This is a genomic window from Streptomyces sp. NPDC043878, assembly GCF_056435735.1.
In genome coordinates this window covers 1-26,430 of record NZ_JBWKDW010000021.1, presented here as the reverse complement: position 1 = coordinate 26,430, position 26,430 = coordinate 1, and the positions used below count along the sequence as shown (strand labels likewise).

General features: G+C 70.4%; 4 protein-coding genes and 1 pseudogene. All 5 read left to right on the top strand.

The window, feature by feature from the left end; translation table 11 throughout:
* Nucleotides 1–1,536, top strand: a pseudogene (locus tag AC07AZ_RS26735) (hypothetical protein); the annotation flags it as partial.
* Nucleotides 1,537–1,611: 75 nt separating this feature from the next.
* A complete protein-coding gene (locus tag AC07AZ_RS26730) occupies nucleotides 1,612–2,493 on the top strand; it encodes a type VII secretion system-associated protein (RefSeq protein WP_478852031.1) in 882 nt (293 codons plus the stop codon).
* Nucleotides 2,494–2,668: 175 nt separating this feature from the next.
* The gene (locus AC07AZ_RS26725; protein WP_266649529.1) at nucleotides 2,669–3,112 is read left to right on the top strand and encodes a YbaB/EbfC family nucleoid-associated protein; all 444 of its coding nucleotides are present in this window, start codon (nucleotides 2,669–2,671) and stop codon (nucleotides 3,110–3,112) included.
* A complete protein-coding gene (locus AC07AZ_RS26720) occupies nucleotides 3,105–3,458 on the top strand; it encodes a hypothetical protein (RefSeq protein WP_478852029.1) in 354 nt (117 codons plus the stop codon). Before AC07AZ_RS26725 ends, AC07AZ_RS26720 begins: the two co-directional genes overlap by 8 nt.
* A gap of 132 nt (nucleotides 3,459–3,590) precedes the next feature.
* A partial coding sequence (locus AC07AZ_RS26715) for a lonely Cys domain-containing protein (RefSeq protein WP_478852027.1) occupies nucleotides 3,591–26,430 on the top strand: 22,840 nt, incomplete at its 3' end.

The window sequence follows — 26,430 nt, the reverse complement described above, 5'->3', positions numbered from 1 at the left end:
ATGATGCCGATGGGCGGTATGGGGGGCATGGGTGCCGGTGGCGGTGCGGGCGGTCAGGAGGGCGCGCCGTCCGACGCGTCCGGTCTGCTGGGCGGCGACACCGGTCCCTGGGCTCACACGGCGGATGTCGGGGAGTCCACGGGTGATGTCTTCGGTGGTGCCCAGGCCGGTGGGCCTGGGCTGGACCTGCCGGGTGACGGTGGAGAGCACCTGGTGGCCGGCGGGCCGTCGCCGGAGACCGCCGAGAGTGCCGGTGGTACGCCGATGATGCCCATGATGCCCATGATGCCCATGATGCCGATGGGCGGTATGGGTGCCGGGGCGGCGGGCGGCGAACGCGAGCAGGAGCGTTCCGACGCGTCCGGCCTGCTGTTCACCACGGGCGAGCCGTGGGCGGACACCCCGGCGACGGACGAGCCGGTCATCGGGGCGCCGAACGGTACGTCGTCCGGTGACGCGTACCTGCGCCACGGTGACGGCGTCGGCCAACCCGCGGCCACCTCGGCATGGCCGTCGTCGGTGGAGGAGCCGGGTCAGGAGCAGCCGCACGCATCGCAGGCCGAGCAGCCCGCCGCGGGATTCCCGGCGGTGATGCCGTTCCTGGGGTCCGGGGCGTCCGAGGGCGGTACCGGAACCAGCAGAAGCGGCGAGCGCGGCGAACGGGCCGGGCGGACCGAAGGTACCCCGGCAGCGCAGTGGGGTGACCCCGAATGGCTGGCCGGGCAGCCCGGCGCGTCGGGTGCCGAGCCGTCCCACGGCCTTTCGCAGTCGGCGTGGGACGTGCCGCAGCCGGCGGCCACCGCTCAGCCGCAGGCGGGTGCGGCGGCCAACGCTCAGCCGCCGACGGGCCCGGCGGCCACCGCACAGCCGCATGCCGCCGCCGACCCGGCGGGCGTCCACCCCGCGGCCGAGGCAGCCCCTCCGGCGTATGGGACGCAGCTTCCCGCGCACACCGGGGCCGTGGCGCCCGTGCCCCAGGCTGCGACCGCGTACCAGGCACCGGCGGCTGGGGCTGTGGAGCCCCAGGCGCGGGGTGAACAGCAAACCGCCCGCCAGGAGTCCGTCCAGCAGGTCTCGGCCACCGAGGCACCCGCGGCGGACGACCCGACGACTTGGGACGTCTCGACCGGTTCACTGTTCCCCCTGCTCGGGGGGCACGGGCAGGAGACGGACACCGGCACCGAGGCGGCCCGGCAGGAGGCGGCCACCGCCACCTCCGTCATGGCCGGTGCGTATGCCATCGGCCGGGCAGTCACCGCCGACCAGGCTTCCGCCGAGCCGGCCCGACCGGCCTGGCGGCCGAAGGCGTCGGGCGGCGGCATGGCGGCTGAGCTGTCGTGCGCGATCGACGAGCCCGAGGAACCTGCCGAAGCCGCCCGCCGTCGGCGCTCCGCCACCGACGAAGCGGACGCGGACGCGGGCAAGGACAAGGACAAGAAGCGGGACCAGGACGGCAAGACGAGCGTCGCCGATCTGCTGCGCCAGGAGGAAGACGTCTGGGGCGGCGCCGGACAGAGCTCGGGCGTGTTCGGCTGACGTCCCGGCCGGGGCGGACGCGCGGGCGGTTCAGGCGCACGCTGAAAGCAACGAGCGACGAAAGAGACGGAAACGATGAGCACCAAGTCGAACGGGAAGGACGCGGCGGGCGGCCAGGACGGGCCGGTCATTCCCACCGTTCCGGTGTCGCAGCAGGCCGTGGCGCCCTCCGGGGCCGGCGCCGGGCTGGCCGTCCCCCAGGCGCAGCAGCCAGAGGCCGAGGGGAACGACATCCCGCCGGTCCCGGACCACATCCGCGAGGCGGCTCGGCAGGCCCCCGATCACTGGCTCGGCCTGATCGACCCGGCCTGGTCGGGTGAGGGAACGCCGCCGAACTGGGCCCTCGTCGGCCAGTGGCGGTCGGATCTCGACGGCGACATCGTCGAGTGGCAGGACAACGAGGAGTACCAGCCCTCTCCCAGGGCGATGGGCTGGCCCGACCCGACCGACCCGGTCGACGAGGCGGTGCAACTCGCCGCCACCGGCTACGGACCGGCGGAGACGGTGACCCACACACTGGCCACCGCGGAGGTGGCGGTGTTCGTCGCGCCGGGCGGGGGGCTGCTGTCCGCGGTCGCGCCGGACGACGAGACGCCCATCATCCCGGTGTTCACATCCCCCGACCATCTGCACGCGGCGGGACGCCTGTCGTCCAAGCCGATGAAGGTCCCCGAGCTTCTCGACCAGCTTCCCGAGGGGCATCTGATCTATCTGAACGCCTCGGGACCGGTCAGCATGACGGTCGAGTCCGGCGCGTTGCGCGAGGCGGTCGAGGCCGCGGCCCGGATGGAGGGAGAGAACAGCTGGTACGGCTCCGTGGACGGCATGCTGAACGGCGCGCCGGGCGCCTTGGCGGCCCCGGACGCGCCCGGCGGCTCCGGCGCTCGGAAACCGCCGACGACGGCCCGCGGGACGGCCGGCGGGACGACGACCGTGGACACGGGCGGCCTGCTGTAGCGGGGGACTCGTCCGGCGGCGCAGCGCGCACCTGCCTGGGGCGGATGCGGATACGAAGGCAGAGCCCGCTGTACAGGAGGTCCATCATCCGCCCGTGACCGTGTGGGTGCGCCCATCAGCCGGTTGACTTGACCTTCCGAAGCATCGTTTCCACGTGTTGTCCGGGAGGGCCGGGATGTCGTCTCCTTACGATCAGCAGATCGAGGAGCTGCTGGCGGACTACAGCAAGAAGCGCGATCAGGCGTTCGAGTCACGTCAGCAGATCAACGCGGTGACGGCGACGGCGACGGCACCCCGCCAGGTGGTGCGGGTGACGGTGGGGGCCCAGGGCCAGATCACGGAACTGGACTTCCCCACCGGGGCTTACCGGAACATGGCGCCCAAGGATCTGGCCAGGGTGATCCAGGCCACCGTTGACAAGGCCCGCGCCCAGGCGCTCAAAAAGGTGACCGAGGCGGTGACCGCGGTGATGCCCGGAGGAGTGCCCCTCGCTGACCTGCTGGAGGGCAAGTTCGACCCCCGAGCGTTCCTGCCGGAGGAACTCCCCATGCCCGAGGCCGTGAAGGACTACGTGGACCACGGGTACGGGGAGACGGAGAGGAATGGCCGCGGTGAGTGAGCAGCAGCAGCCGTCCTCGGGCGACATCGTCCGGGTAGACACGGATCAGATCAAGAAAGCGCTCCATACTCTCGAGGGCATCTGGCGCAGTCTGGACAAGGCGGGGCGTGATCTCGTCGACCGCTCCAACGAGTTGGGTGAGTGCTGGGGCGACGACAAGGCCGGCAAGACGTTCCGCGAGAAGTACTGGGACCCGCACGAGAAGGCCATCGACGCCGCGGTGCAGGGAGCGAAGGTTCTCAAGGATTCCGTGGAACGTGTGCAGGACATGGTGAAGGTCTACGAGCAGGTCGAGCAGCAGGCGACCGACACCGCGGCGGACATGGGTACCGGCATGGGCGCCTGAGGCTTCGACAACAGCCGCGCGCACCGCTCGCCGGCACGGCACCGTGCCGCGTCGGCGTCGTGCGGTCGCCGCTCAACATCCCCGGCCTTCTTTCTTCCCCCGTCAAGTCCTGTCTGTGGTGGTCGCTGACTCATGAGCATCAATATGCCGTCCGGGCTGCAGTGGGTTGCCAAACTCGCCGGTGGTGGGTGGCCGGAGGGCGACGAGGACAAGCTGTGGGAACTGGACACGGCTCACCGGGACTTCGCGAAGGCGGTACGGGAGCTGCTGCCGGAGCTCCAGGCGGCGCTCGAGGAGGTGCGGGGGGGACTTTCGGGGCCGGCGGAGGACGCGTTCGAGGCGTACCTGAAGAAGCTGCTGGTAGAGGATCTGCCGGGGCTGGCCACAGCGGGTGATCAGCTCGCGGACATGCTGAAGAAGATGGGGCTCCAGGTCCAGTACTCCAAGATCATGATCTTGGAGATGCTGGTCTGGATGGCGGGGCAGATCGCTTTCCTGGCGTGGTGGGCGCCGGAGGCGGTGCCGGGCATCGTGGCGGCGGGCACCGCGGCGATCAGGATGATCCTGACGCGGCTGCTGGCGGCGGTGGCGGTCAACGTGGCCATGGCCGGGTTGATGGACGCGATCGCCCAGCTGTTCCAGATGGGCCAGGCCGGTGAGGCGCACCGGAGCAGCTGGGACTTCGACGCCACCAAGATGGCGTTGGGCGCGGGTGCCATCAACGGTGCTGTGGCCGGGCTGATGTTCACGGGTGCCGGTGCGGTGGCGCCGGGGCTCCTGGCGTCCCTGGCGGGCAAGATGGGCGTCGGCGCGGCGGCCGGCGCGCTGGGCATGGAGCTCACCGACCTGGCGTTCGGGATCGACGGCGAGCCGGGGCTCGGTGCGCTGGCCGGGGCCGTGGGCGGTGCGATCGGGCACATTCCGGCGGTGCGCGGCGGGAAGGGCGGCGCCGGGGCGCGGGGCGACGCTGACATCGAGGTTCCGGGGATGGGCGCCGAAAAGCCGGGGCTGGGCGACGGAACACCGGGTCTGAAGGGTGCAGGAGCGGAGGGGGCCGGCGCCGGGGCGGGCGCACGCCCCGGCGCCAAGGACACCGAGGGGGGCTACGGCGGTACGCCCCGGGAGGGGGGTGACGAGCTGCCGGCGTACCCCGGCGTGGGTGACGAGCTGCCGGCGTACCCCGGCGGACGTCCGTACAAGGTGCCGCTGTTCGGGGACGGCGTCCAGCCCGGGCACGAGGCACCGCAGCCCCCGTTCGAGTTGATGGGGAAAGCCGTTTATCCGGACCGTGGTGGTCACACGGACCTCACCGGGTTCGCGGGCGAGGGCGGTACTCCGCGCACCATCTCCCACCCGGGTGAAGAGGGTGCCGGTGGTGGGCCGGTCCGGGGCACCGGGAGTGGCGAGGAACGCCGCCCGTATGACGACGTGTCCGACGCGGGCAGCGGGCCGTTCAACGACGATGTCACGGTCTCGGGCATCGGGGCGGGAGACGCGCCGCTGATCCTGCCGGGCCGCTGGGACGGGTTCAGGGCAGGGGAGCTTCCCGGCGCCCCACGAGGGAACGCCGGCTCCACCGGCTCCCTGGTCCGGCCGCAAGGACTGCCGGGCTTCGAGAGGCAGGGGAGTACCGAGCGCTTCGGCGTCGCGGACCCGTCCGCGCAGGGCGGAACGCCGGCCCACGAGGTCCCGGGCGTCCCGGGACAGGTGCCGACGGAGCGTCTCGGGCCGTCGGGTGACACGGGCGGCCGCCTCACCGAGGAAGCGTTGCACAAACATGACCTCGACGGCGTTCGCTCCCCCCGTCGTTCGGTAGGCGACTGGGTGAGGGACGTGGCCCGGTCGCAGACCCCCGAGGCGCCCCGGACCGTTGTCACGGAGCCGCTCGGCCACGTCCAGGAACTCCCCCTGACCGAGGCTCCCGCCGACCCGCGGGCCACCGGAGCCGCGCCGCACGGCACCGGGGACTTCGCCGTGGCGGGGCGTGAGTCGGCTCCGGTGGGGTCGGAGCACTCGTCGGCGCCGGCCGCGCCGATGCCGACGGATGAGCGGGCGCCCGCTGGTGCGGGCCACGAGGTGGTGCCGGAGCAGTCGCAGCCCGAGGCCGGACATGGGTCGGCTTTGGTGGGGTCGGAGTCCGAGGCTGGGCAAGAGACTCCGGCGGGGTCGGGGTCGGGGTCGGGGTCGGAGGCTGGGCAAGAGGCTCCGGTGGGGTCGGGCTCCGCGCATGAGTGGGCTCCGGTGGAGTCTCAGTCGGGCCCGGAGACCGTTGTGGCGCCTGGTGGTGAGAGTGTTCAGCCGACCGGGCATGTCGAGGGCCCGCAGGGTCCTCGGGACGTATCCGAGCCTGCGGGGCAGGAGTCTGTGCCTGGTCCGGTGCCCGAGCCCGAACACGCGGTGCAGGCACCGCAGCCCGGGCATGGACAGGCACCCGCTGCACCGGCGCCCGGACATGTCTCCGGTGACGGGACGGAACCCCGTGTCGGTGCCGACCGGACCGGCACTGAGGAACCGTCTGCCCAGCAGCCCCTGGCCGCCCCGTACACCGGGGCCGCGCCGACGGGCCGGGGCATGGTCGAGCCGACCACCGGTGGCATGCGGGGCGGCGAGTCGCCCGTGGCGCAGCCGCCGCACGAGTCGCAGCTCCCGCGTGGGCAGGCGCCCCTCGGTTCCGAGCCGGCGCAGCGGCAGCCGGCCGGGCCGGTCGTCCAGGCGCCGGGACGTGAGCCGGCGGCGACACCACGGCCGGCCACCGAGAGCGTCACCACTCCGCAGCCGCCAGCCGGGGCGTCCAGGGGAGCCACGGCCACGGGGGGAGCACCTGGGGTGCCCGCTCCGGCCCCCCGGCCGCCGGTGCGTCCCTCGGAGCCCGAGGGCGGACAGCCGCGCGATGCCGGGTCCACGGCGAACCCCGGATCCGCCCACTCGGGGGATGCCGGTCTTCCCTTCGAGCGCCGCGATTCCGTCCTTGATGCAGATCACTCGGCCGAGGGCGAGGCTCCTCGCCCCGTTCACGCTGAACACGGCCGCGTCGAGAAGGGCCACGCAGAAGGTTCGCAGGCCCCCCACGATGTGGCGGGCGGTGAGGAGCCGCCGCCGCCCGGGCCGCGCAACCGGGCGTATGCGTTCTCTCCGGGCGATCAGGTGCGCGTCGACGGGTTCAAGGCGGCGCACGAGGAGACCACACGCACCCTCAAGGGCCGGCTGTCGCGGGAGGACCAGAAGTTCCGGCAGCAGCAGAAGGCCGATGACGCCCTCAACGGCGCCCAGGTGGATTACGTACGGGGCGAGAACATCCATGGTGTGCCGGGCGCGGGGCGGCCGGATCCGCAGGCCTGGGCACGGCAGCTCGTGCCCGAGGAACTCGTCGGGCCGGTGGCCGACGGTTATCGGGCCGCGGTGCGCGGGACCGGCCCGGACCGGGCGGGCGACGCCGAAGGGCGGCCGGTGTCCGGCAGCGGCGGAATCCCCCACGAGCAGCAGTTGATCGAGCAGCTCTCGGACCGCCTCACAGGCCTCGACCACAATCTGTCCCTGGACGAAGTGGCGCGGGGAATGATCCGCCAGGCACAGGACGCCGGCCCGGAGGGGTGGGCGCGGGGGCTGGGCGTGCCGGACGAGCTGGTGGGCACGGTGACGGACGCCTACCGGACGGCGTTGCACGAGAGCCGGCCGCGCGGCGCCGACGGGGACCTCGAAGGGGGCACCGCGGCACTCCCCGGCGTGGACCGGGTCAAGGAGCAGCTGTCGTCCCGGCTGGACGGTATCGAGCACGACTTGTCGGTGGACACCCTCGCGAACGGACTGGTGCACGAGCACGCACGGGCCGGCCGGGGCGGTCCGACGTGGCGGGAGCGGGTGGAGACCCGGTTCAACAAGCGGTGGCAGGCGGACCTGGAGGAGTTGCAGCGCGGCGACATCGCACCATCGGAATTCGCGCAGCGGTTCGACGTCCTGGTGGGCGGCCTGCACGACGAGTTCGAACTCGCGGCGGCGGCGGACAGTGCCCGGATGTCGGCGGAGCACGCCTTCGACACGGCGCCCGACCGGCCGTCGGGGCTGACGCCGGCCGACGAGGCCAGGGTGCGGTCGGATTTCGCCGAGGCGGCCGCGAACGAGGTCTACGAGGCGGCCGAGGGTGTCCAGCGGACCGACGACGGCCGGATCGAGCCGTCCGACTGGGACGGGATCCATCAGCGGTCCGGGCAGGGGATCAGCGAGCTGACCGGCGGGTTGCGGGCGCGGCTGGAGGCGGAGGAGCACGCCGCGAACGGCTTCGACTTCGTGGGACGGCTCACCGGCACGAGCCGGGAGCGGCTGGAGGAGCTGCGCGAGGAGTTCGCCCGGGACTTCGAGAAGTCCACGCAGCGGCTGCCGGGGCCCGACGGGCCGGAGGTACGCCGCCTTCCGGAGGACGAGTGGCGTGCCGGCCGCCCGCGGTTCGAGCGCCTGGCGGACGACGTGTTCGACCGCTGGCACGGGCGGCTGCGGGCCGAGGCCGCGGAGGTGAGCCTGCGGACGCAGGCCGAGCGGATCGTCAACGCGTTCAAGCCGCACTGGCGGCAGGGTACGGCGCACCCGGACGAATTCGACCGTGTCGACGGCACGAAGGTGCTGGACCAGTACCAGGACGGCGTGCGGGACCGGGCCCGCGGTGAACTCGAGGGCCGCGCGCCGAAGGACATCCCGAGCGAGCAGTGGGTGGCGTACACCGAAAGGCTGCGCGAGGCCGACGCCGCGATGCAGGGCCAGCTGCGGGCGCGGTTCGAGAACCAGGCCGGTCTGCAGGGGTGGCTACGGCGAGCCGATGCCCGGCTGCGGGACCTGCCCGGGGACGAGGCGGCGGCGGACCGGGCGCGTGAGGGGGTGCGGGAGGAACTCACCGACGGCTACCGCGAGCTGGTCGGCTGGCCCGACGAGGGTGCCTGGCCGGAACACGAGCTGGCGGTGCGTCAGGAGGAGTTCAGGCGGCGGGTGTACGAGCCGGCGCTGGAGTCGGCGCCGGACCGGGTGGCGTTCGAGCAGGGAGCCGAGCAGGCGCTGCGGAACGCCGCCGGGCGGCTGCACGACATGACGTCCGGCGTGCACGAGCTCACCGGCCGGGCCGCCAGGCGTTTCGCCATGGAGGACGAGACGTTCGACAAGCTGGCCGACGGCTACCGGAGCGAAACCGGAAAGCAGTACCACGAGTACTTCGGTCCCGCGCGTCGCGACCTGGACACGTGGCTGGAGTCGGAGAAAGCCGGCGGCGACGCGTTCGGCAACGGGCTGCGCGAGCGGTGGGAGGAGTTCGAGCAGCAGTCGCCGTACCAGCAGCGGATACGGCAGCAGGCGGCCGCAGAGGCCGCGGCGTGGCGTGCGCAGATGCGGGACACCTTCGGGGACCTGGCGGGCAGGCAGTCCCCGCTGGAGGATCTCCAGCGGACGGTCGGGCTCGATCCGCACGGGCTCGACTCGGCGCAGGCCAGGCAGTCCTACGAGCATGGCGTGGCCGAGCTGCGGAGCGACTTCAGCAACGCCTGGAGCGAGGCGCGGGAGGGACGTACGCCGGAGGAGGCCGCCCGGATCCGGGCGGAGCTGGTCGAGCAGACCCGCGACCGGTGGCAGGCCCTGCGCGACGACGCACAGGCCCACGAGGCGGCGTACCAGGACTGGCGGAGCCGTCCGACCTGGACCCTGCGCTACCCGCAGCTCGACATCAACCGGGACCCGTTCCGTTTCTCGCCGGCGGACGAGCACACCGCGAACGAGACCGCCCCCACCTCCGGCGAGCACATGCCGGAGGAGACCGCCACCGCCACCGGCGGGCAGCAGCAGATGGCGCAACTGCCCGCGCGGCACCCCGCGCAGGCCGCACCCCACGAGACGGTGCGGGAGCAGCCGCAGCGGTCCGCCACGTCCGCCGCGCAGGAGAGCGCCCCGCACGCACCGCAGCAGACCACCCCGCACGTCTCGCAGGCCCGGGCGGCGGCCGACGAGCGGGCGGCGGCGGAGCTGGACACGCTGCGGGACGGGCTGGAAGCCCGCGACGAGGCCTACCACGAGTTCCAGACCCACCTGGAGGCTTTCCCGCGCCTGCGGAACTTCGACGCGGCGCAGCAGGTCGGCCCCATCCGCGAGTGGTACGCGGACGCCCGGACCGCACCGTCGGCCGACGGTCGGCAGGTCCCGCTGGGCGGGCAACCGCACGAGCAGCTGGAGGAGCGGCTGCGCCAGGCGGACGCGGACCTGGCCGCGCACCAGAGCACCCGAAGGCTCTTCGACGAGCAGGTCGAGTCGTCCCTGTCGCCCGTTCTGCGGCCCTACGTGTTCAGCGGTTCCGCCCAGGTCGCCCAGCTGAGGGACGACTTCCACCAGGCCGTGGTGGCGGCAGCGGGCCCGGCCACCACCGCCTCGGCCGGTGACCTTCAGGCAACGCTCCAGGCGCCGCCCGAAGTGGTGGAGCGGTTCCGGCAGGAGTTCGCCCGGGCCCGCTTCGACTGGGCAGCCGCCGAATCCTCGTTCCACCGGGCGTTGCAGACGAGGGGGCCGTCGGGTCCGCAGGACCTGGTCATGGGCCGCGCGACCTGGGACCCCGAGACCCACCGGTGGTACCGGAACCGGCTGGATGAGCTGCGGGAGCGCTACACCGCCGACTGGGCGGCGCTGGGCTCGGCACAGGACCCGGCGGCCGAACAGGGCCGCCTGGAAGAGCAACTGCGGCAGGCGGCCGAGGGGCTTCAGGCGCGGGCGGCGCGAACGGTCGGCGCGCTGCGCGCGTTCCAGGAGCATCTGGAGGCAAGCCCGTGGCAGCCGGACGGCCGCTGGGACCCGCAGCTGACGTCCTGGTACGCGGACGAGAAGGCGGCGATCGTCCAGCCGTTGCGGCAGCGGCTGACCGAGCAGGGGCCGTCGGCGTTCCGGGACGCGCAGCGGGAGTACGACGAGCGTGCCGCCGCCCTGACGCAGACCGCCCGGGCCCGGCACGGCATGTCCGAGGACTTCCGCGGACTGCTGGCCGGCCGGCCGCCGCAGCAGGTCCCGTTGACGTCGCCCGAGATGGCCCGGTGGACCGCGGACCAGATCGACGCGGCGCGCAACGCGTACGTCCAGGCGCGCGAGGCGGCACACGCACAGGAAGCCGCCGGCCGGTTCGTCGACGCCCCCTCGTACGCCGCGGAGAACGACTGGCGCCGTCCGGCGTGGCAGGCGGACCAGGAGCAGCTGCACACCGAGTACGGGCAGCGGCTGGAGCAGGCCGAGGAAGCGACCCGGCGGGAGGAGCAGCGGGCCGCCGCGCGGGCGGAGTTCGACGGTGCCTTCGACGCGTGGGCGGCGGCCACCGGCCACGGGCTCGATGCCCAGCAGTTGCACCGGACCCGGGAGCAGGCGTGGGAGGACCACCAGCGCCCGGTCGGCAGTGACACCGCCGCGACCGGGGACACCTTCGCCCGGGAAGCGGTTCGCCAGGTGGCGATGGCCCGGGGCCGGGCGGCGTTCGAAGACCGGTTCCAGGCCTGGCTGGACCGGTGGGACACCCCGCAGCCGACGGCGCCGTTCCAGGTGACCCCGGAGATCGCCGCAGCGGTGCACGACCACGCGGCGGCCCGGTTCGAGCAGCAGTTGGACCATGCGGTCGCCAAGACGTTCCCGGCCGGCTCCGACATCGCCGAAACCCTGAACGAGCGGGTCCGGGAGGCGGGGAACGAGCTGACCTACCTCACCGGCCCCCTGTGGGACGCCCTCGACCTGAGGGCGGGATACCTCTGGGAGCAGTCCCGCCTGGCGTCCGAGCTCGGCAGGCTGGCCCGCGGCTCCTACCGGGACGCCCTCGACCAGGACAGCCGTGCCTTGCTGACGGCGCTCGACGCCGAGAACGCGGAGGTCTCGCAGCCCGGGCGGGAAGCGGTACTGGCCTCCGCCCGCCACGACCTGGACGCCGCGTTCACCGAGGTGTTCGGGTCGACGGACTCCCCCGAGCGCCTGCCCGCCGCGCCCCAGGAGCTGCTGCCGCAGTGGCGTACGCGCTACGACCAGGTGGTGGCGGCCCTGCCGGCGAAGCTGGCGCGTCAGGCCGCGCGGGAGACCGCGATCCGAGGCGTGCTGGACGACGTCGAGGCGGCCACGAAGTCGTGGCAGAGCGCGCCGCCCACCAGTGAGGCGTTCCGGCGCCGGTTCGACGTCCCGCACGAGGTGTCCGGGCGCGTGCTGCGCGGGCTTCAGCAGGGCATCACCGCCGCGATCAACGACCAGTTCGATCGGACCGTCCTCGGCGGAGAAGGCCCGCTCCTGACACGGGTGCAGGACTGGAAGAACGCCCACGGCCGGCTGACGGCCAAGGACCAGATCCACGCCTGGATCCTGCGGCACCACGCGCGTGAGGGGGCGCTGCGGTCGGCCGGCGCGGCGTTCGAGGAGCGGCTGGCCGCCTGGCAGAGCGATCACCCCGGCCAGGAGCTGTCCGAGCCGGACGCGGCCCGGGCCAGGTCCGAGTGGGACCAGCGGGTCCTGAACACGTTCGACACCGTCTTCGACATGTCCGCCACCAGCCCCACCGCACTGACGGGCGCCATGTGGGAGTGGGACGCTCGGCTGGGCCACGAGGCCCGCCTGCTGCCGGAGCACTTCGTGTTCGAGGCCGAGGCCGCCCGGGCGCTGTCCGCCGCCGCCGGATCGTTCGACCACCTCGCCGCCGGCCACCGTGTCGACGAGGCCCGGCACGAGCGCATCAGGAACGACTTCCGGCAGGACTTCATCGACGCCCTCCACCGCCGGTGGGCACCGAAGCCACCGTCGGCGTCCTGGGCCGACCACGAAGCAGCAAACGGGGACACCGGCCAGGCCGTCCCCGCCAACGACCCGGCCGCCGCGCCGCACCGCCCCCTCATCACGCAGCCCCACACCCCCGCCCCCACACCCGCGCCTCCCGTACGCCCGGCCGACGACTCGGTCACGGACGCTCCCGCCGACACGCCCAGTAGCGGGCAGCGGTCGCAGCGGGTCGGACTGCTCGGTGGGACACCTGCTGATGATTCGGGTTATAGCTCTTCTGGTGAGCTGTTGGATGACCTGATCGCGTCGGTTCGTCTTCCCGATATCGGGCAGGTGGTGGCGGACCGGACGGTGGGCGTGGATGTTTTCGGTGTGTTGAGTCCGCCGGAAACGCCGGACTTTCTGCGGGATCCGGTGACGGGGCAGCCGTATGACTATTCCGGGTTCGGCCCTGATCACGGGGTGCATTTTCTGTATTTGATGAACATGCTGGATCTGACGCCGGAGCCGGGTCTTATGGATCCGGCCACGTGGGATATCACGGAGGGGATGTACAGCTATCAGGGGGAGCATCACCGGGTGCCGTTGGTGGTGCCCTCCATCTGGCATGGTGATCCACTCTCGGATACTGGGCCGTCTGCGGGGTTCTGGAGCAAGTTCGGCAGCGCGGCCAAGCAGTTCCAGGGCCAGGCGCTGTTCGTGGTGTTCACCGATGTGCCGCGTGAGGTTGTCGAAGCGGTCCTGGGGCTGACGGGGTGGTCTGAGGATCCGCGGTTGCTGGCGGTGCAGCGGATGGCGGCGTGGGCGCAGGATGCGGGGATCAGTCTGGTCAATGTTGGTGAGGTGTTTTCTTCCGCTTGGCCGATGGGGTTGCAGGCGGAGTACCTCACTGAGATGGCCAAGCAGACGGGGCCGGGGTGGGCGGCTGCCAGTGACAATCTGCGGTGGGAGATCGCGGACAGGTTTGGGGGCCTGTACAGCGATGGGGACAACGTGATCTCCAGTCTGGAGGATTTCCGGTCGGTCGCGGACAGTGAGGCGGGTTTCGCTGTCCATCGTGCGGGTGACCAGGTCGCCAACTCGGCGGTTCTGATGGTGCCGCGGCATCCTGCGGTTCGTGAGATCCGTGAACTGATACGTGCTCAGTACGGCAAGACCCAACAGGACATGTACGGCGCCGCCGGCATGCTGCGCGACTTCTGGGTGGCGACGGAGGTGGGTCGGGCCAGGCGGAACTCGGTGTTGTTGCGCACCTTCCCTCCGGCGGTGATCGATGTGCTGCTGCGGTACGGCGGCGTACGCGAAGTACGGGATCTGCCGGGGCTTGCGGGAGTGAGTATTGGGACTGACGGGAGCTGGAAGGTTCCTGCTTCCGAGCCGCTGCTGGTTACCGGGCGTGCGGAGACCCTGCTTTTCACCCAGCGTTTCGTGCACAGCCTGGTGCGGGACCTGTACAACCGCAACGGGGATCTGCGGCTGACCGGGGCGGCCGGCGTCGCTGCCCGGCATGCGCAACCGCAGATGGTGTGGGAGGCCGGGATGCGGTTCCTGGCCTCCCGCCCGGACATACGGCAGCTGGTGCGCGGTGTGACGCTGCGTCGTCTGGTAGGGATCGACGACGAGTTCGTGGCCGAGCTGCCCGAGAGCGTACGCGGCCTGCTGCGCTATCCGGAGGGCGAGCAGCCGCCGCTGGGCGTATCCGAGGACGAGGGGGACTGGTTCGGCCAGGAACACGGCGGGGGATGGTGGCTCGGCGAGCAGTCGGTCGCGGCCCGTCTGGAGCCCTACGAGGTGCCTGTCCTCGCCGGGCCGTCGTCGGCCGGTTCGTCTGGCGGCTTGTCGGGCGCCGGTGCGCCCGGCGTGGCCCATGGTCTGCTGGCGGAAGGGATGCCGATCGGCGGTCCGCTCAGCGCGGAGCGGCAGCGGTCCGGGGATGTCCGTTCCGTGTCCTCTGTGCAGCCTGCTCCCTCCGGCCGTCCGGTGGACGGCGGTCTGCCGTTGGAGGAGCTGCAACACGTCCGTGCGGCGGTTGTGCAGCAGTTGAAGAGGTGGAAGGTGAACCGGGCCGTGGATGATGCCACGGTGGCGGGGTTGCATGATCGGCTTCCCGATGTGTGGAAGCGGAAGGAGACTGCCCGGGCTCGCGGCGAGCGCATCGCGCTGATGATGATGAGCGGCGGCAGGCTGGCTGAGTTCCCGGGCATTGATGTTGAGCCGTTTGCTGCGGGGTGGCCGGACACGTCGGCTGATCAGACCTCTGCCGGTCCCAGCGCCGTCGGTGGTCTGCCGGGTGGGTCGCCGGATACTGGTGTGGAGCCGTTCGGGGCGCGGTGGCCGGTTGGTCGTGAGGCGGTTGTGGGGGGGCCGCGTTTCGGCCGTCATCCTGGTGAGCGTCCGGATGAGATGCCTGTGGAGCGGTTGCCTGAGGGGGTGCGTGCGACCGTTGCCGGTTCTGTGTCCAAGGGCAAGGCGGTGGAGTCGGAGTGGTTTACGTATGTGCGTACGACTCCGTACGGTTCGGGGCCGGTGACGTATCAGGTCAGTGGTGCGGGTGAGATCAGGGCGGAGTCCTTCGGGGATGATGTGCTGTCGGCCGGCTGGGTGAGGTTCGGTGATGACTTCTATCACCCGGGTGGTGCTTTCCTGCGGGGGGACAGCGGGTGGCTGGGCCTGGTGGGCAACGGGGCGCTGTGGGAGCAGCCTGAATTCCCGGCTGACGGGACTGCGGATTACCAGCTTGTGCCGGACCGGGATACGGAGTCGATGTATCTGGTGCCGGTCGGGCAGGCCGCGGAGCGGGGTGCCGAGGCGGTCGTGATCCCGCTGGCGGGTGTTGTCGGTGTTCTTCCGGGTTCGCAGCCGGGGGCCGGAGAAGAGTCCCGTTCTGTCGAGGAGTCGGTGGCGGAGGCTCTTGGGCAGTGGTTGGTGGAGCAGGAGTCGGCACCTGGTGGGGAGCGGTCGCAGCTGGATGGGGGTGTTGGTGCGGGGGTGCCGCTGGGGGTGTTGCCTGGCGCTGGTGAGCCGGTGCGTTGGCTGAGGGAGGCGGATGAGGGGGCGCCGGTGCCGCTGGGGGTGTTGCCTGGTGCTGGTGGGACGGTGCGTTGGCTGGGGGAGGCGGATGAGGGGGCGCAGCAGGCGGCTGTTGCGGAGTTGGCTGCTGAGGGCGGTACGGAGGAGCAGTTTCTGGTAGTGGCGTTGCGGCCCGGTGAGAACCGGCGGCCTGTGCTGGGTGGGAAGACGGTGTCGCCGGGGCGGGTCGTGGATCAGTTGGAGCGGTTGTTCGCGGAGGGTGTCTGGGATCCGGCGAAGATGCCGTTGCGCTGGTTGGCGGTTGGTGGTGGTGGCTGGTTCGATCCTCGCTATGCCAAGGAGGTGGGGTGGCTGTTGTGGGAGCGTGGCTTGTCTGCGTGGGGGGTGTATGCCGATCCTGATGTGGTGGGGGGGTTGGCGATGCTTCCTTCCGAGAGGCGGCCGGGGTTCGGTGCGCGGCTGAAGGAAGAGCGGGAGCAGATGGCGCCGTTGACCCTGGAGAAAGTGGCCGCCGAGGCCGGTTTGAAGGCGAGCTACGTCCGCAGGATCGAGGGGAGTGAGGTCGAACCTGATACCCCTACTAGTGGGCTCCTCCAGGAGGCGCTGGAGAAGTTGAGGCGTGCGGGGCAGGCGCTGAAGACGCCTGAGTGGAAATCAGTTGGGAAGAAGGAGCACGCCGACTGGGTGAAGGACCGGCTGACGTGGGCGGGGCTGCTTCAGAATCGGCTGGCCGACGAAGCCGAGCTGCACAAGGTCCACGTCGTCAGGCTCGTGGCGGGCAAGCACAAACCTATCTACGACACTCATCTGCGCCTCGTGGAGGTACTGGCGCCTGAGCCGGGACCGGCTGGGACGTTCGGCGGGTGGTTGAAGGCCCGGCGGAAGCAGGCGGGGCTGACTCAGGTGCAGCTGGCCCGCGAGGCCGTTGTGGACGTGACCTACCTCCGCAAGATCGAGAGGGGTGTCGAACCTGATCCCGGTATTCGTGTGCTCCTCGTGGGGGCGCTGCAGAAGTTGGAGCGTGCGGGGCAGCCGGGGGCGGGGGCGCAGCAGGCTGAGTCGGGGGTGACGCCTGAGCTGGGACCGGCTGAGGAGTTGGAGGGTGGGGGGCAGTCGGGGGCGCAGCAGGCCGAGTCGGGGGTGACGCCTGAGCTGGGACCGGCTGAGCAGTTGGAGGGTGGGGGGCAGTCGGGGGCGCAGCAGGCCGAGTCGGGGGTGACGCCGGGCACCAGGTGGATCATGCCGAAGGCGAGGGTCAGCACGGCGGCTGAGCTGGGACCGGCTGAGATGTTCGCGGACGGCGGCAAGTGGGTGAAGACCTGGCGGGAGCGGATGAAGCTGAGTCAGACGGATCTGGCCAGCGCGGCCGATGTGCCCAGGTCTAACCTCAGCAAGATCGAGAGTGGCACGATCGAACAACCTAGGTCTCGATATGCATCGGCGCTCGTGGATGCGATGAAGAGGTTGGACCCTCCGGGGCAGGGATCGCCTGAGGAGAACACGTACGGCACGTGGGTGCAGGACTGGCGGGAGCGGCTGGGGCTGACTCAGATGCAGCTGGCCCACAAGACCGGTTTGCTACAACCCAACCTCAGAATGATCGAGGCGGGCGCGTACATACCTGATCTCCGAGATCATTTTCTCCTCGCGAAGGCGCTGCACGAGTTGGAGCGTGAGGGGCAGTCGGGGGCGGGGGCAGCGTCGGCGGGTCCGTCGTTGCAGCTGGGCCCCAATGCCAGGGGCGTCGAGCCCGCGGTTCCCGCGGCTCCGGGGGACTTGGGGGATCCGGAGGATCTGGAGGATTTGGGGGATGAGACCGGTGTGGACCCGCGGGTTTCACAGCAACCGGGTGCCGGGGTGGCGCAGGAGGGGGCAGTCATCAGCTCGGCGAGTCCTGGCCTGCCGTCGATGGTGGAGTGGGGTGTGGTGCCGCTGTCTCCGTCCGGTCAGAGCGGGGACGCCGGCGGCTGGGCGCCCATGGATGTGGGCGAGCGGGGTGCCGAGGCGGTCGTGATCCCGCCGGCGGGTGTTGTCGGTGTTCTTCCGGGTTCGCAGCCGGGGGCCGGAGAAGAGTCCGGTTCTGTCGAGGAGTCGGTGGCGCAGGCTCTTGGGCGGTGGTTGGTGGAGCAGGAGTCGGCACCTGGTGGGGAGCGGTCGCAGCTGGATGGGGGTGTTGGTGCGGGGGTGCCGCTGGGGGTGTTGCCTGGCGCTGGTGGGCCGGTGCGTTGGCTGGGGGAGGCGCGTGAGGGGGCGCAGCTGGCGATTGTTGAGGTGTTGGCTGCTGAGGGCCCTGGGGGGGGAGAGCTTCTTGTTGTGGCGTTGCGGCCCGGTGAGGACCGGCGGCCTGTGCTGGATGGGAGGACGGTGTCGCCGGGGCAGGTCGTGGACCAGTTGTACCAGTCGTTCCTGGACGGTGTCTGGGATCCGGCGGTGACGCCGTTGCGCTTGTTGGCGGTTGGTGGTGCTGGCTGGGTCGATCGTGACTATGCCAAGAAGGTGGGGTGGTTGTTGCGGGAGCATGGCTTGTCTGCGGCTGTGGTGTATACCGATCCTGATGTGGAGCGGTTGGCGGTGCTTCCTTCCGAGGAGTGGCCGGGGTTCGGTGCGTGGCTGAAGGCCCGGCGGCTGCGGGCGAGGCTGACAAAGACACGGCTGGGCCGCAAGGCCGTTGTGGACCCGACCCACATCCACAGGATCGAGACCGGCAAGCGGAAAAAAACTAGACCCGTTACTCATGAGCGCCTCGTGAAGGCGCTGCACGAGTTGGAGCGTGAGGGGCAGTCGGGGGCGAGGGTGCGGAGGGTGGTCCGCGGACCGGCGCGGCAGGCCAAGTCGGGGGTGACGCATGAGCAGGGACCGCCTGAGGAGAACACGTACGGCAAGTTGTTGAGGGCCTCGCGGGAGTGGGTGGGGCTGAGTCAGACGGAGCTGGCCCACAAGGTCGATGTGGCCCAGGCCAGCATCAGCCAGATCGAGAGTGACGATTTCATCCCTCATCCCGATGTTCATGGGCGCCTCGTGGAGACGTTGCGGGAGTTGAGGGCGGGGGCAGCGTCGGCGGGTCCGCCGTTGCCGCATCTTCCCGGGTCGCCGGATACAGCGCTGGGCCCCAATGCCAGGGGCGTCGAGTCCGCGGGCCCCGCGGCTCCGGGGGACTTGGGGGATCTGGGTTCGCAGCAACGGGGTGCCGGGGGGGCGCAGGACGGGGCAGTCGTCAGCTCGGCGAGTCCTGGCCTGCCGTCGGTGGTGGAGCGGCGTGTGGTGCCGCTGTCTCCGTCCGGTCAGACGGAGGGGTTTGGCGCGTTGTCTCCCTTGGATCTTGAGGCTGCCTGGGAGGCGGTGGCCGAGGATCTCTGGAATGACCGGATCCCCTTTGATGACGAGTCCGATGCGGGCGGTCAGGCAGGGGTTGCTGATACTGCGATGACGGATGCGATCGTCCTGACGGGGCAGGGTGGTCTGCTGGCTGAGTTCCCGGGCATTGATGTTGAGCCGTTTGCTGCGGGGTGGCCGGTCGGCAGTTCGGTGAGGGTCGAGGAGCCGCGTCAGGTCGGCCGGGGCCCGGGCATGGTGGCGGTGGGCGAGGTGCGGCCGGCCGGCGGGGATATCCGTGTGGGCACCGGTTCCGACGCGTATACCGTGGGCCGGGCGGGCTGGATCGAGCTGCCGTCCGGTGACGTGCTCTCCGCGGAGGGATGGGTCGGGCACGGACACGACTTCGTCCACCGGCCGACGGGCGCTTTCCTGCGCGGGGACACCGGGTGGATCGGGCTGGCCGCTGACAAGGACGGGCTTGAGCGCCGTCTGGACGCGATGGGCCCGGGGAGCACACAGCCGTACACGCTGCTGTCGGGCGAGTCGGGCCTGTACCTGGTGCCGGGCGACAGCCTGGCGGACGCCGGAGCGGACACGGTCGTGGCGTACATCCCGCACTCGCAAGCGGTCTCCGGCACGACCGCCGCCGACACGCCCAGTAGCGGGCAGCGGTCGCAGCGGGTCGGACTGCTCGGTGGGACACCCGCGCCGCTGACCACTGCGGGGCAGTCCGGTGCGGTGATGGGTTCCCTCGAGCCGACGGACCCGTTGTTTTCGCCGGAGACCCTGTTGTGGGATGCGTCGGGTGTGGTGCGTGGGCGTAACCTGACGAGCGAGCCGGTCAGTCGCCTGCTGACGGGGCTGGCTCGTGTTTACGAGGACCGCCCGGGTGTACGGCTCAAGAGGGTGACCACGCCTGCGCAGGAGCGTGCGCCGTGGCCGGATGACGCGTATCTGGTGCCGGTCGAGAGCGACGACGGCCGGGTGGTCCGTACTTTCGACGGTCAGGTGCTGACCGCGGAGGGGCTGGCGGAGAAGCTGGCGGTGGATCCGGAGCTGTCGAAGCTGTCGCCAGAGGTGCATGTGGTGCTGGTGAGCTCCTTGGTGGGTGCCGGTTACCAGCAGTTCATCAGGGCGGTGGCTGTCCGGTTGGGGCGGACGGTGTGGGGCCCCACCCTTATTGCTCGCCTGCAGCGCAATGGGAGCCGTGATGAGCATGTCCCGGCGTTGGTAGACCGTGATGCTCTCCTGCCCTACGGGGGATGGGTAAGGGCGAGGCCGACGGATCCACCATTCGTTGACCGTGAGTGGACTGACGTGCGGGATGGCAGCACGTTCAGGGACAGCGAAATCATGACCTGGCCCGTTTTCGCCGACGGGCGAGGGTGGTTCGGCCGGATGGACCAGAACGACGAAGTGCGGTCGCGGGAGGACGACATGCGCCCGTATTTCAAGAAGCGGAGACTCCTGCATGTCCTGAGCGCAGACCCCTCGGTGATCGTTCGCACTGAGCAGATCGATCCCCCCGACCCGGCGGTAGCGGTCTACAGGGCCCACGGGGTGTACGGCGGCCTGGTGCTTCCCCTGGCTGGCGGCAGGAAAGGGTACCTGTCGGCGCGGGACGGCGGGGATTACATCGGCGGACTGCCCGAAGTGGCGATGTACCGGGCACTGGGCTACCGCCTGGTGCTGGAGGTCTGCTACGCAGGCTCGGCGGGTGACCCGACACAGAAGCAGCCGCGCAACATGCCGCCGCCGTACGTCGATGATCCGCTGGAAGTTGTCGCGCTGGGTCAGCACGCGTCGAATGCCAGCGGGATGGAGACCGACGCGGACACGATGTCCGACGGGTCGTACGACGATTCCTTCGTCTCGACCGTTGCTGGCGATGGGACGTGGGGGCGCCGTGTCAGATTCCGTCCGGAGCCGTCGGTCGGCGGACTGGCCTGGTTGGCGCGGGAGGCGGAACTGCACACCGGACCGGGGGTGGTTGAGGAAGCCACCCTCAGGACCATGCTGCGGCTCGTGCGGGCGTTGCGCGGGGTCTTCGGTCTCGAGATCGAGGATTCCCGCGGGGTGCGGGGGGGCCTGTACGAGAGGGTACTGAAGGGGATCGGCGCGCTGGAGAAGCTGCGCGCCAGTGATGTGGCGCTGGGCCGGTTCACGCCGTTCCGGATGGACCTGTGGTCCCACTATGCCCAGGTACTCAAGGAGGGACGCACGCCGCAACAGGCTCACATGGCCGTGCTGGAGCTCGCCCGGGCGCGGTGGGACGCGGAGCCGGGCGCCAGCCTCGGCAAGGTGCTGCCGCACTTTAGCGTGGTCCAGGTCCTCGACTGGTTCTCCCAGGCAGCCGCGTTCCATGTGGCGGACGTGGTCGGAACCGGGCAGACCGTGCCGGTGGGGCCGGCAGACACGGCACGGGCGTTCTGGGCGCTTGTCCGGTCCCACAGTCATCTCGCCAGTCTGCCGGCGGCGGAGGTTGAGCAACTCGGCCGTCAGGTCCTCCACCTGCCGCACGGCGCACCGTGGGCTCCGTGGGATCACGCCCAGCTGGTAAGGGTGATCGCCCAGGCGATCGCACAGGGCCTGGACATCGGAAAGCCGGAGGTGCTGGCTGCTTACCACTTGGTGTTCGCGGGGGCGTTCGAACCCCCGGCCCTTCTCCATCAGGGAGATCTCCAGGGCTTCAACTGGAGCGGTGTGCCGGCGCCCGGCGGGGTGGACACCGGTGTCGTGGTGGAGGAAGTAGCTGGATGGGAAGGGATCTCCTTCGCGTCTTCCCCTCCGCCGTGGGCGGGTCCCGGGCAGCGCGCGCCGATCGTGATCTGGACAGGCACGGACCCGACGGGCACCCGGGTCCTGCATCTGCCCAGGCTGGCCGGCGCCCGGGTGGCCGACGGGGAGTTCCAGGAACTCCTGTGGCTCGCCCGGCGGCTGCATTTGTTGCCCCGGGATATCCCCGTGCTTTTCCTGGCGTCCGGTCACGGAGCCCCGGGACCGCAGGTGCCGGAGTGGCTCTTCCATCGCACCCGCCGTGTCAACTGGAGTTACAGCGGTCTCGTCAACCTGATTCCGTCCTCTTTCGGTGGCCCGCTCACCATCCAGGTCCTTGGGGAGCCGGGTACCGGGGCGCCGGGCCGGTGGTGGAGGAACGGCCTGCAGCAGCCAGAGCCTCCCGGCGTCTCGGCTACGGCCTCAGCGGCACCCGGCGTGTTCAACGCGGACGGGCCGGCACCGGACGCGCCGACGCACGCGCAGACCACCGGATCTCAGCCGGATACGGCGGGGGCCCTCACCGATGCGACGGACCCGTCGTTCTCGTCGGCGTCCTTGATGCGTGATGAGTCGGGTGTGGTGCGGGGCCGTGATCTGACGGAGGAGCGGGCCCATCGCGTGGTGGTCGGGAAGGTGCGGCGGTACAAGACCCACGCTAACGGCGCGTTGGAACTGGTGTCGGAGAGTGACGCGCCGTGGGGCGATGCGGCGTTCGTGTACGCGGCGGAGTTGGCGGGCCGTGGCGTATCCGGCGACTGGGAGACGTTGGATTTCCAGGCGTTTGCGGAGAAGCTGGCGCATGATCCGGAGTTGGCGAAGCTGCCGAAGGATGTGGCGGTGGTGCTGGTGATTCCGGAAGCCGCGTTGGGGGATCTGGAGCTGCAGCGTGTGGTGAAGGCGCGGCTGGGGCGGGAGGTGTTTGCGCCCAGTGGTGAGGGGCGTCTGGAGTATGACGAAGGCTTGGACGCGTATTTTCCGGCGCTGATCGACCTGGATCCGGACGATGAGAATATGCGGGTCGGGGACTGGGTGCCGTCCGATCAGCTGGTGGTGAACGGGCCGTTTGCCGACCGTGAGTGGACTGATGTGCAGGATGACAGCACGTTCCGGGACAGTGAAGTGGACTCCTTCCCGCTGGTGAGCAACCAGGGCCGGCGCTTCGGCAGCGAGTCCATAGCCGATCAGTTGCGGTTGCGGGAAACGTTAATACGCAATTTCTTCGACAAACGGGTGACCGCACACCGAACGTTCGTCGGCGAGGCGATGGCGACTCTCGGAGTGGAGCCGACGACTCCGCTGCCAGCGGTCTACGTCTGGAGCAGCCATGGGACTCCGGGTGGCCTGGCGCTGATCACCGATGGCCGGAAGCGGTGGCTGGACGCGAAGCAGGGTGGGAGGTTTATCGCCGGGTTGCCTGAAGTGGTGGAGCTGCCCGACGGGTACTCGGTGTACCTGGAGGTGTGCTACAGCGACGTGGCCGGTGATCCAAAGCGCCCTCAGCAGAGGAATCGCATGGTGCCGCCGGTGGATGATCCGCTGGAGGAGCTTTCGCTGGCTGAGTGGACGGCGGACTACAGCCAAAAACCCGTCATCGCACACACCCGCGCCAAGGGCATGTCGGCCAGCGCGCATGTTCTCGAAGCCACGGCGGATGGTCTGCGGGGGCGCACCGTCAGGGTTCTTCCGCAGCCGTTGGGTGAGGATCTCGACGCTCTGGCTGTCGCAGCGAATCTGCATTCCGGTTCGGGGCCGGCGTCGGAGGAGACGCGGCGGGTGACCAGAAAGCTGTTGAGGGCACTGCGGCGGACGTTCGGCGAGGGCATCGAACAAGACCGGGGCGTGCCGGGTGGGCAATACGAGCGATTGCTCGCGGGCATGGGCGCGATCGAGACGATGCGTGCCAATGATGAGAAGCTGCGCCGGTTCACACCTTTCCGGATGGAACTGTGGACGACCCTCGCCGTGCAGGTGGCCAACGGCAACGCCCTGAGCCCGGGTCACTATGCGCGTGTTCTGGACATGGCCCGACAGGGGGTAGTGCACGACTCCGGTCTCAAGTTCAGTGCGGTCGTGCCGGGGGATCCCGGCCTGCACTACGCCCTCGCCCAGATGTCAGCCCTGGGGGAGGCTCGCGTGCGGGAGATCTTGACATGGTCCGCCTCTCAGCCGCCCGGCCCGGGGGACTCCGGGCGGGCGTTCTGGGCGTTGGTCCATGCTGCTCGGCTCGTCCATTCGACGGCGCCAGATGTCCAGGAGAGGGTGGGGCGCGGTGTGCTCCACATGGCCGACACGGAGCCCTGGGATCAGGGTAGGCACGAGGAGTTCGTGACGCTGGCGGCACAGGCTGCGGCGGCGGGCCTGCGCTTCGATGTTCAACCAGCGCTGGCTGCCTACCACTTGACGACAAAGGGCGCATTCGAGGACGCGTCTGTCCTTCGCAGCCCGGACGGCCACTACCTGGGCTACAACTGGAGCGGCACTCCGGCGCCGCACGGCCTGGTACTCGACACACTGAACGTCGCCGGAGCCATCGTCGACTCGCCGTGGAAGGCCGACGGCTGGAAAGCGGGTCACTACCGGGCCCTGTGGACCGACACCGATGCCGCTGGCAGGGTGGTGCTGCATCTGCCGCGGTTGTCCGGGGTTGCCATACCGGACGAGGAATACCTGGAACTGCTGGACCTGGCGCCGCAACTGCACTATTCGCCCCTCCGGGAGCCGGCGGTCTTCCTGACTTCGGGCCTGGAGACACGGCAACTCCCTGAGGATTTCTTCCGGTCATTCGGCCGACCCAACTACAGTTTCCCGGCGCGCCTCACAGCCTCCGCGTCAGCACCGTCGGCTGAACTCACCATCACGGCCCATCCCCTCCCCGGTGACCTGACGCCGCCCCAAGAGCTCTGGAAGCTACGCAAAATAAACATGCCCGCGTCGCCGACCACCGCGGGGCAGTCCGGTGCGGTGATGAATGCCCTCGAGCCGACGGACCCGCTCCTGGCGCCGAGGACATTGTTGTGGGGTGTGTCGGGTGTGGTGCGTGGGCGTAACCTGACGAGCGAGCCGGTCAGTCGCCTGCTGACGGGGCAGGCTCGTGTTTACGAGGACCGCCCGGGTGTACGGCTCAAGAGGGTGACCACGCCTGCGCAGGAGCGTGCGCCGTGGCCGGATGACGCGTATCTGGTGCCGGTCGATAGCGACGACGGCCGGGTGGTCCGTACTTTCGACGGTCAGGTGCTGACCGCGGAGGGGCTGGCGGAGAAGCTGGCGGTGGATCCGGAGCTGTCGAAGCTGTCGCCAGAGGTGCATGTGGTGCTGGTGAGCTCCTTGGTGGGTGCCGGTTACCAGCAGTTCATCAGGGCGGTGGCTGTCCGGTTGGGGCGGACGGTGTGGGGCCCCACCCTTATTGCTCGCCTGCAGCGCAATGGGAGCCGTGATGAGCATGTCCCGGCGTTGGTAGACCGTGATGCTCTCCTGCCCTACGGGGGATGGGTAAGGGCGAGGCCGACGGATCCACCATTCGTTGACCGTGAGTGGACTGACGTGCGGGATGGCAGCACGTTCAGGGACAGCCAAATCATGACCTGGCCCGTTTTCGCCGACGGGCGAGGGTGGTTCGGCCGGATGGACCAGAACGACGAAGTGCGGTCGCGGGAGGACCGCATGCGCTCGTATTTCAAGAAGCGGAGACTCCTGCGGTTCCACAGCGCAGACCGCTCGGTGGAACTTCACACTGAGCAGATTGCTCCCCGCGACTCGGCGGCGGAGGCGGTGGAGGCGGTCTACAGGGCCCACGGGGTGTACGGCGGCCTGGTGCTTCCCCTGGCTGGCGGCAGGAAAGGGTACCTGTCGGCGCGGGACGGCGGGGATTACATCGGCGGACTGCCCGAAGTGGCGATGTACCGGGCACTGGGCTACCGCCTGGTGCTGGAGGTCTGCTCCGCAGGCTCGGCGGGTGACCCGACACAGAAGCAGCCGCGCAACATGCCGCCGCCGTACGTCGATGATCCGCTGGAAGTTGTCGCGCTGGGTCAGCACGCGTCGAACGCCAGCGGGATGGAGACCGACGCGCACACGATGTCCAGCGGGATAGGCGACGATTACTTCGGCCCATCCGTTGCTGGCGATGGGACGTGGGGGCGCCGTGTCAGATTCCGTCCGGAGCCGTCGGACGACGAACTGGCCCGGTTGGCGCGGGAGGCGGAACTGCACACCGGACCGGGGGTGGTTGAGGAAGCCACCCTCAGGACCATGCTGCGGCTCGTGCGGGCGTTGCGCGAGGTCTTCGGTCTCGAGATCGAGGATTCCCGCGGGGTGCGGGGGGGCCTGTACGAGAGGGTACTGAAGGGGATCGGCGCGCTGGAGAAGCTGCGCGCCAGTGATGTGGCGCTGGGCCGGTTCACGCCGTTCCGGATGGACCTGTGGTCCCACTATGCCCAGGTACTCAAGGAGGGACGCACGCCGCAACAGGCCCACATGGCCGTGCTGGAGCTCGCCCGGGCGCGGTGGGACGCGGAGCCGGGCGCCAGCCTCGGCAAGGTGCTGCCGCACTCTAGCGTGGACCAGGTCCTCGACTGGTTCTCCCAGGCAGCCGCGTTCCATGTGGCGGACGTGGTCGGAACCGGGCAGACCGTGCCGGTGGGGCCGGCAGACACGGCACGGGCGTTCTGGGCGAATGTCCGGTCCCACAGTCATCTCGCCAGTCTGCCGGCGGCGGAGGTTGAGCAACTCGGCCGTCAGGTCCTCCACCTGCCGCACGGCGCACCGTGGGCTCCGTGGGATCACGCCCAGCTGGTAAGGGTGATCGCCCAGGCGATCGCACAGGGCCTGGACATCGGAAAGCCGGAGGTGCTGGCTGCTTACCACTTGGTGTTCGCGGGGGCGTTCGAACCCCCGGCCCTTCTCCATCAGGGAGATCTCCAGGGCTTCAACTGGAGCGGTGTGCCGGCGCCCGGCGGGGTGGACACCGGTGTCGTGGTGGAGGAAGTAGCTGGATGGGAAGGGACCTCCTTCGCGTCTTCCCCTCCGCCGTGGGCGGGTCCCGGGCAGCGCGCGCCGATCGTGATCTGGACAGGCACGGACCCGACGGGCACCCGGGTCC

What these genes read in the sequence shown, in the direction of transcription:
- AC07AZ_RS26725 (WP_266649529.1), top strand. Translation starts at nt 2,669, where the DNA reads ATGTCGTCTCCTTACGATCAGCAGATCGAGGAGCTGCTGGCGGACTAC.
- AC07AZ_RS26730 (WP_478852031.1), top strand. Translation starts at nt 1,612, where the DNA reads ATGAGCACCAAGTCGAACGGGAAGGACGCGGCGGGCGGCCAGGACGGG.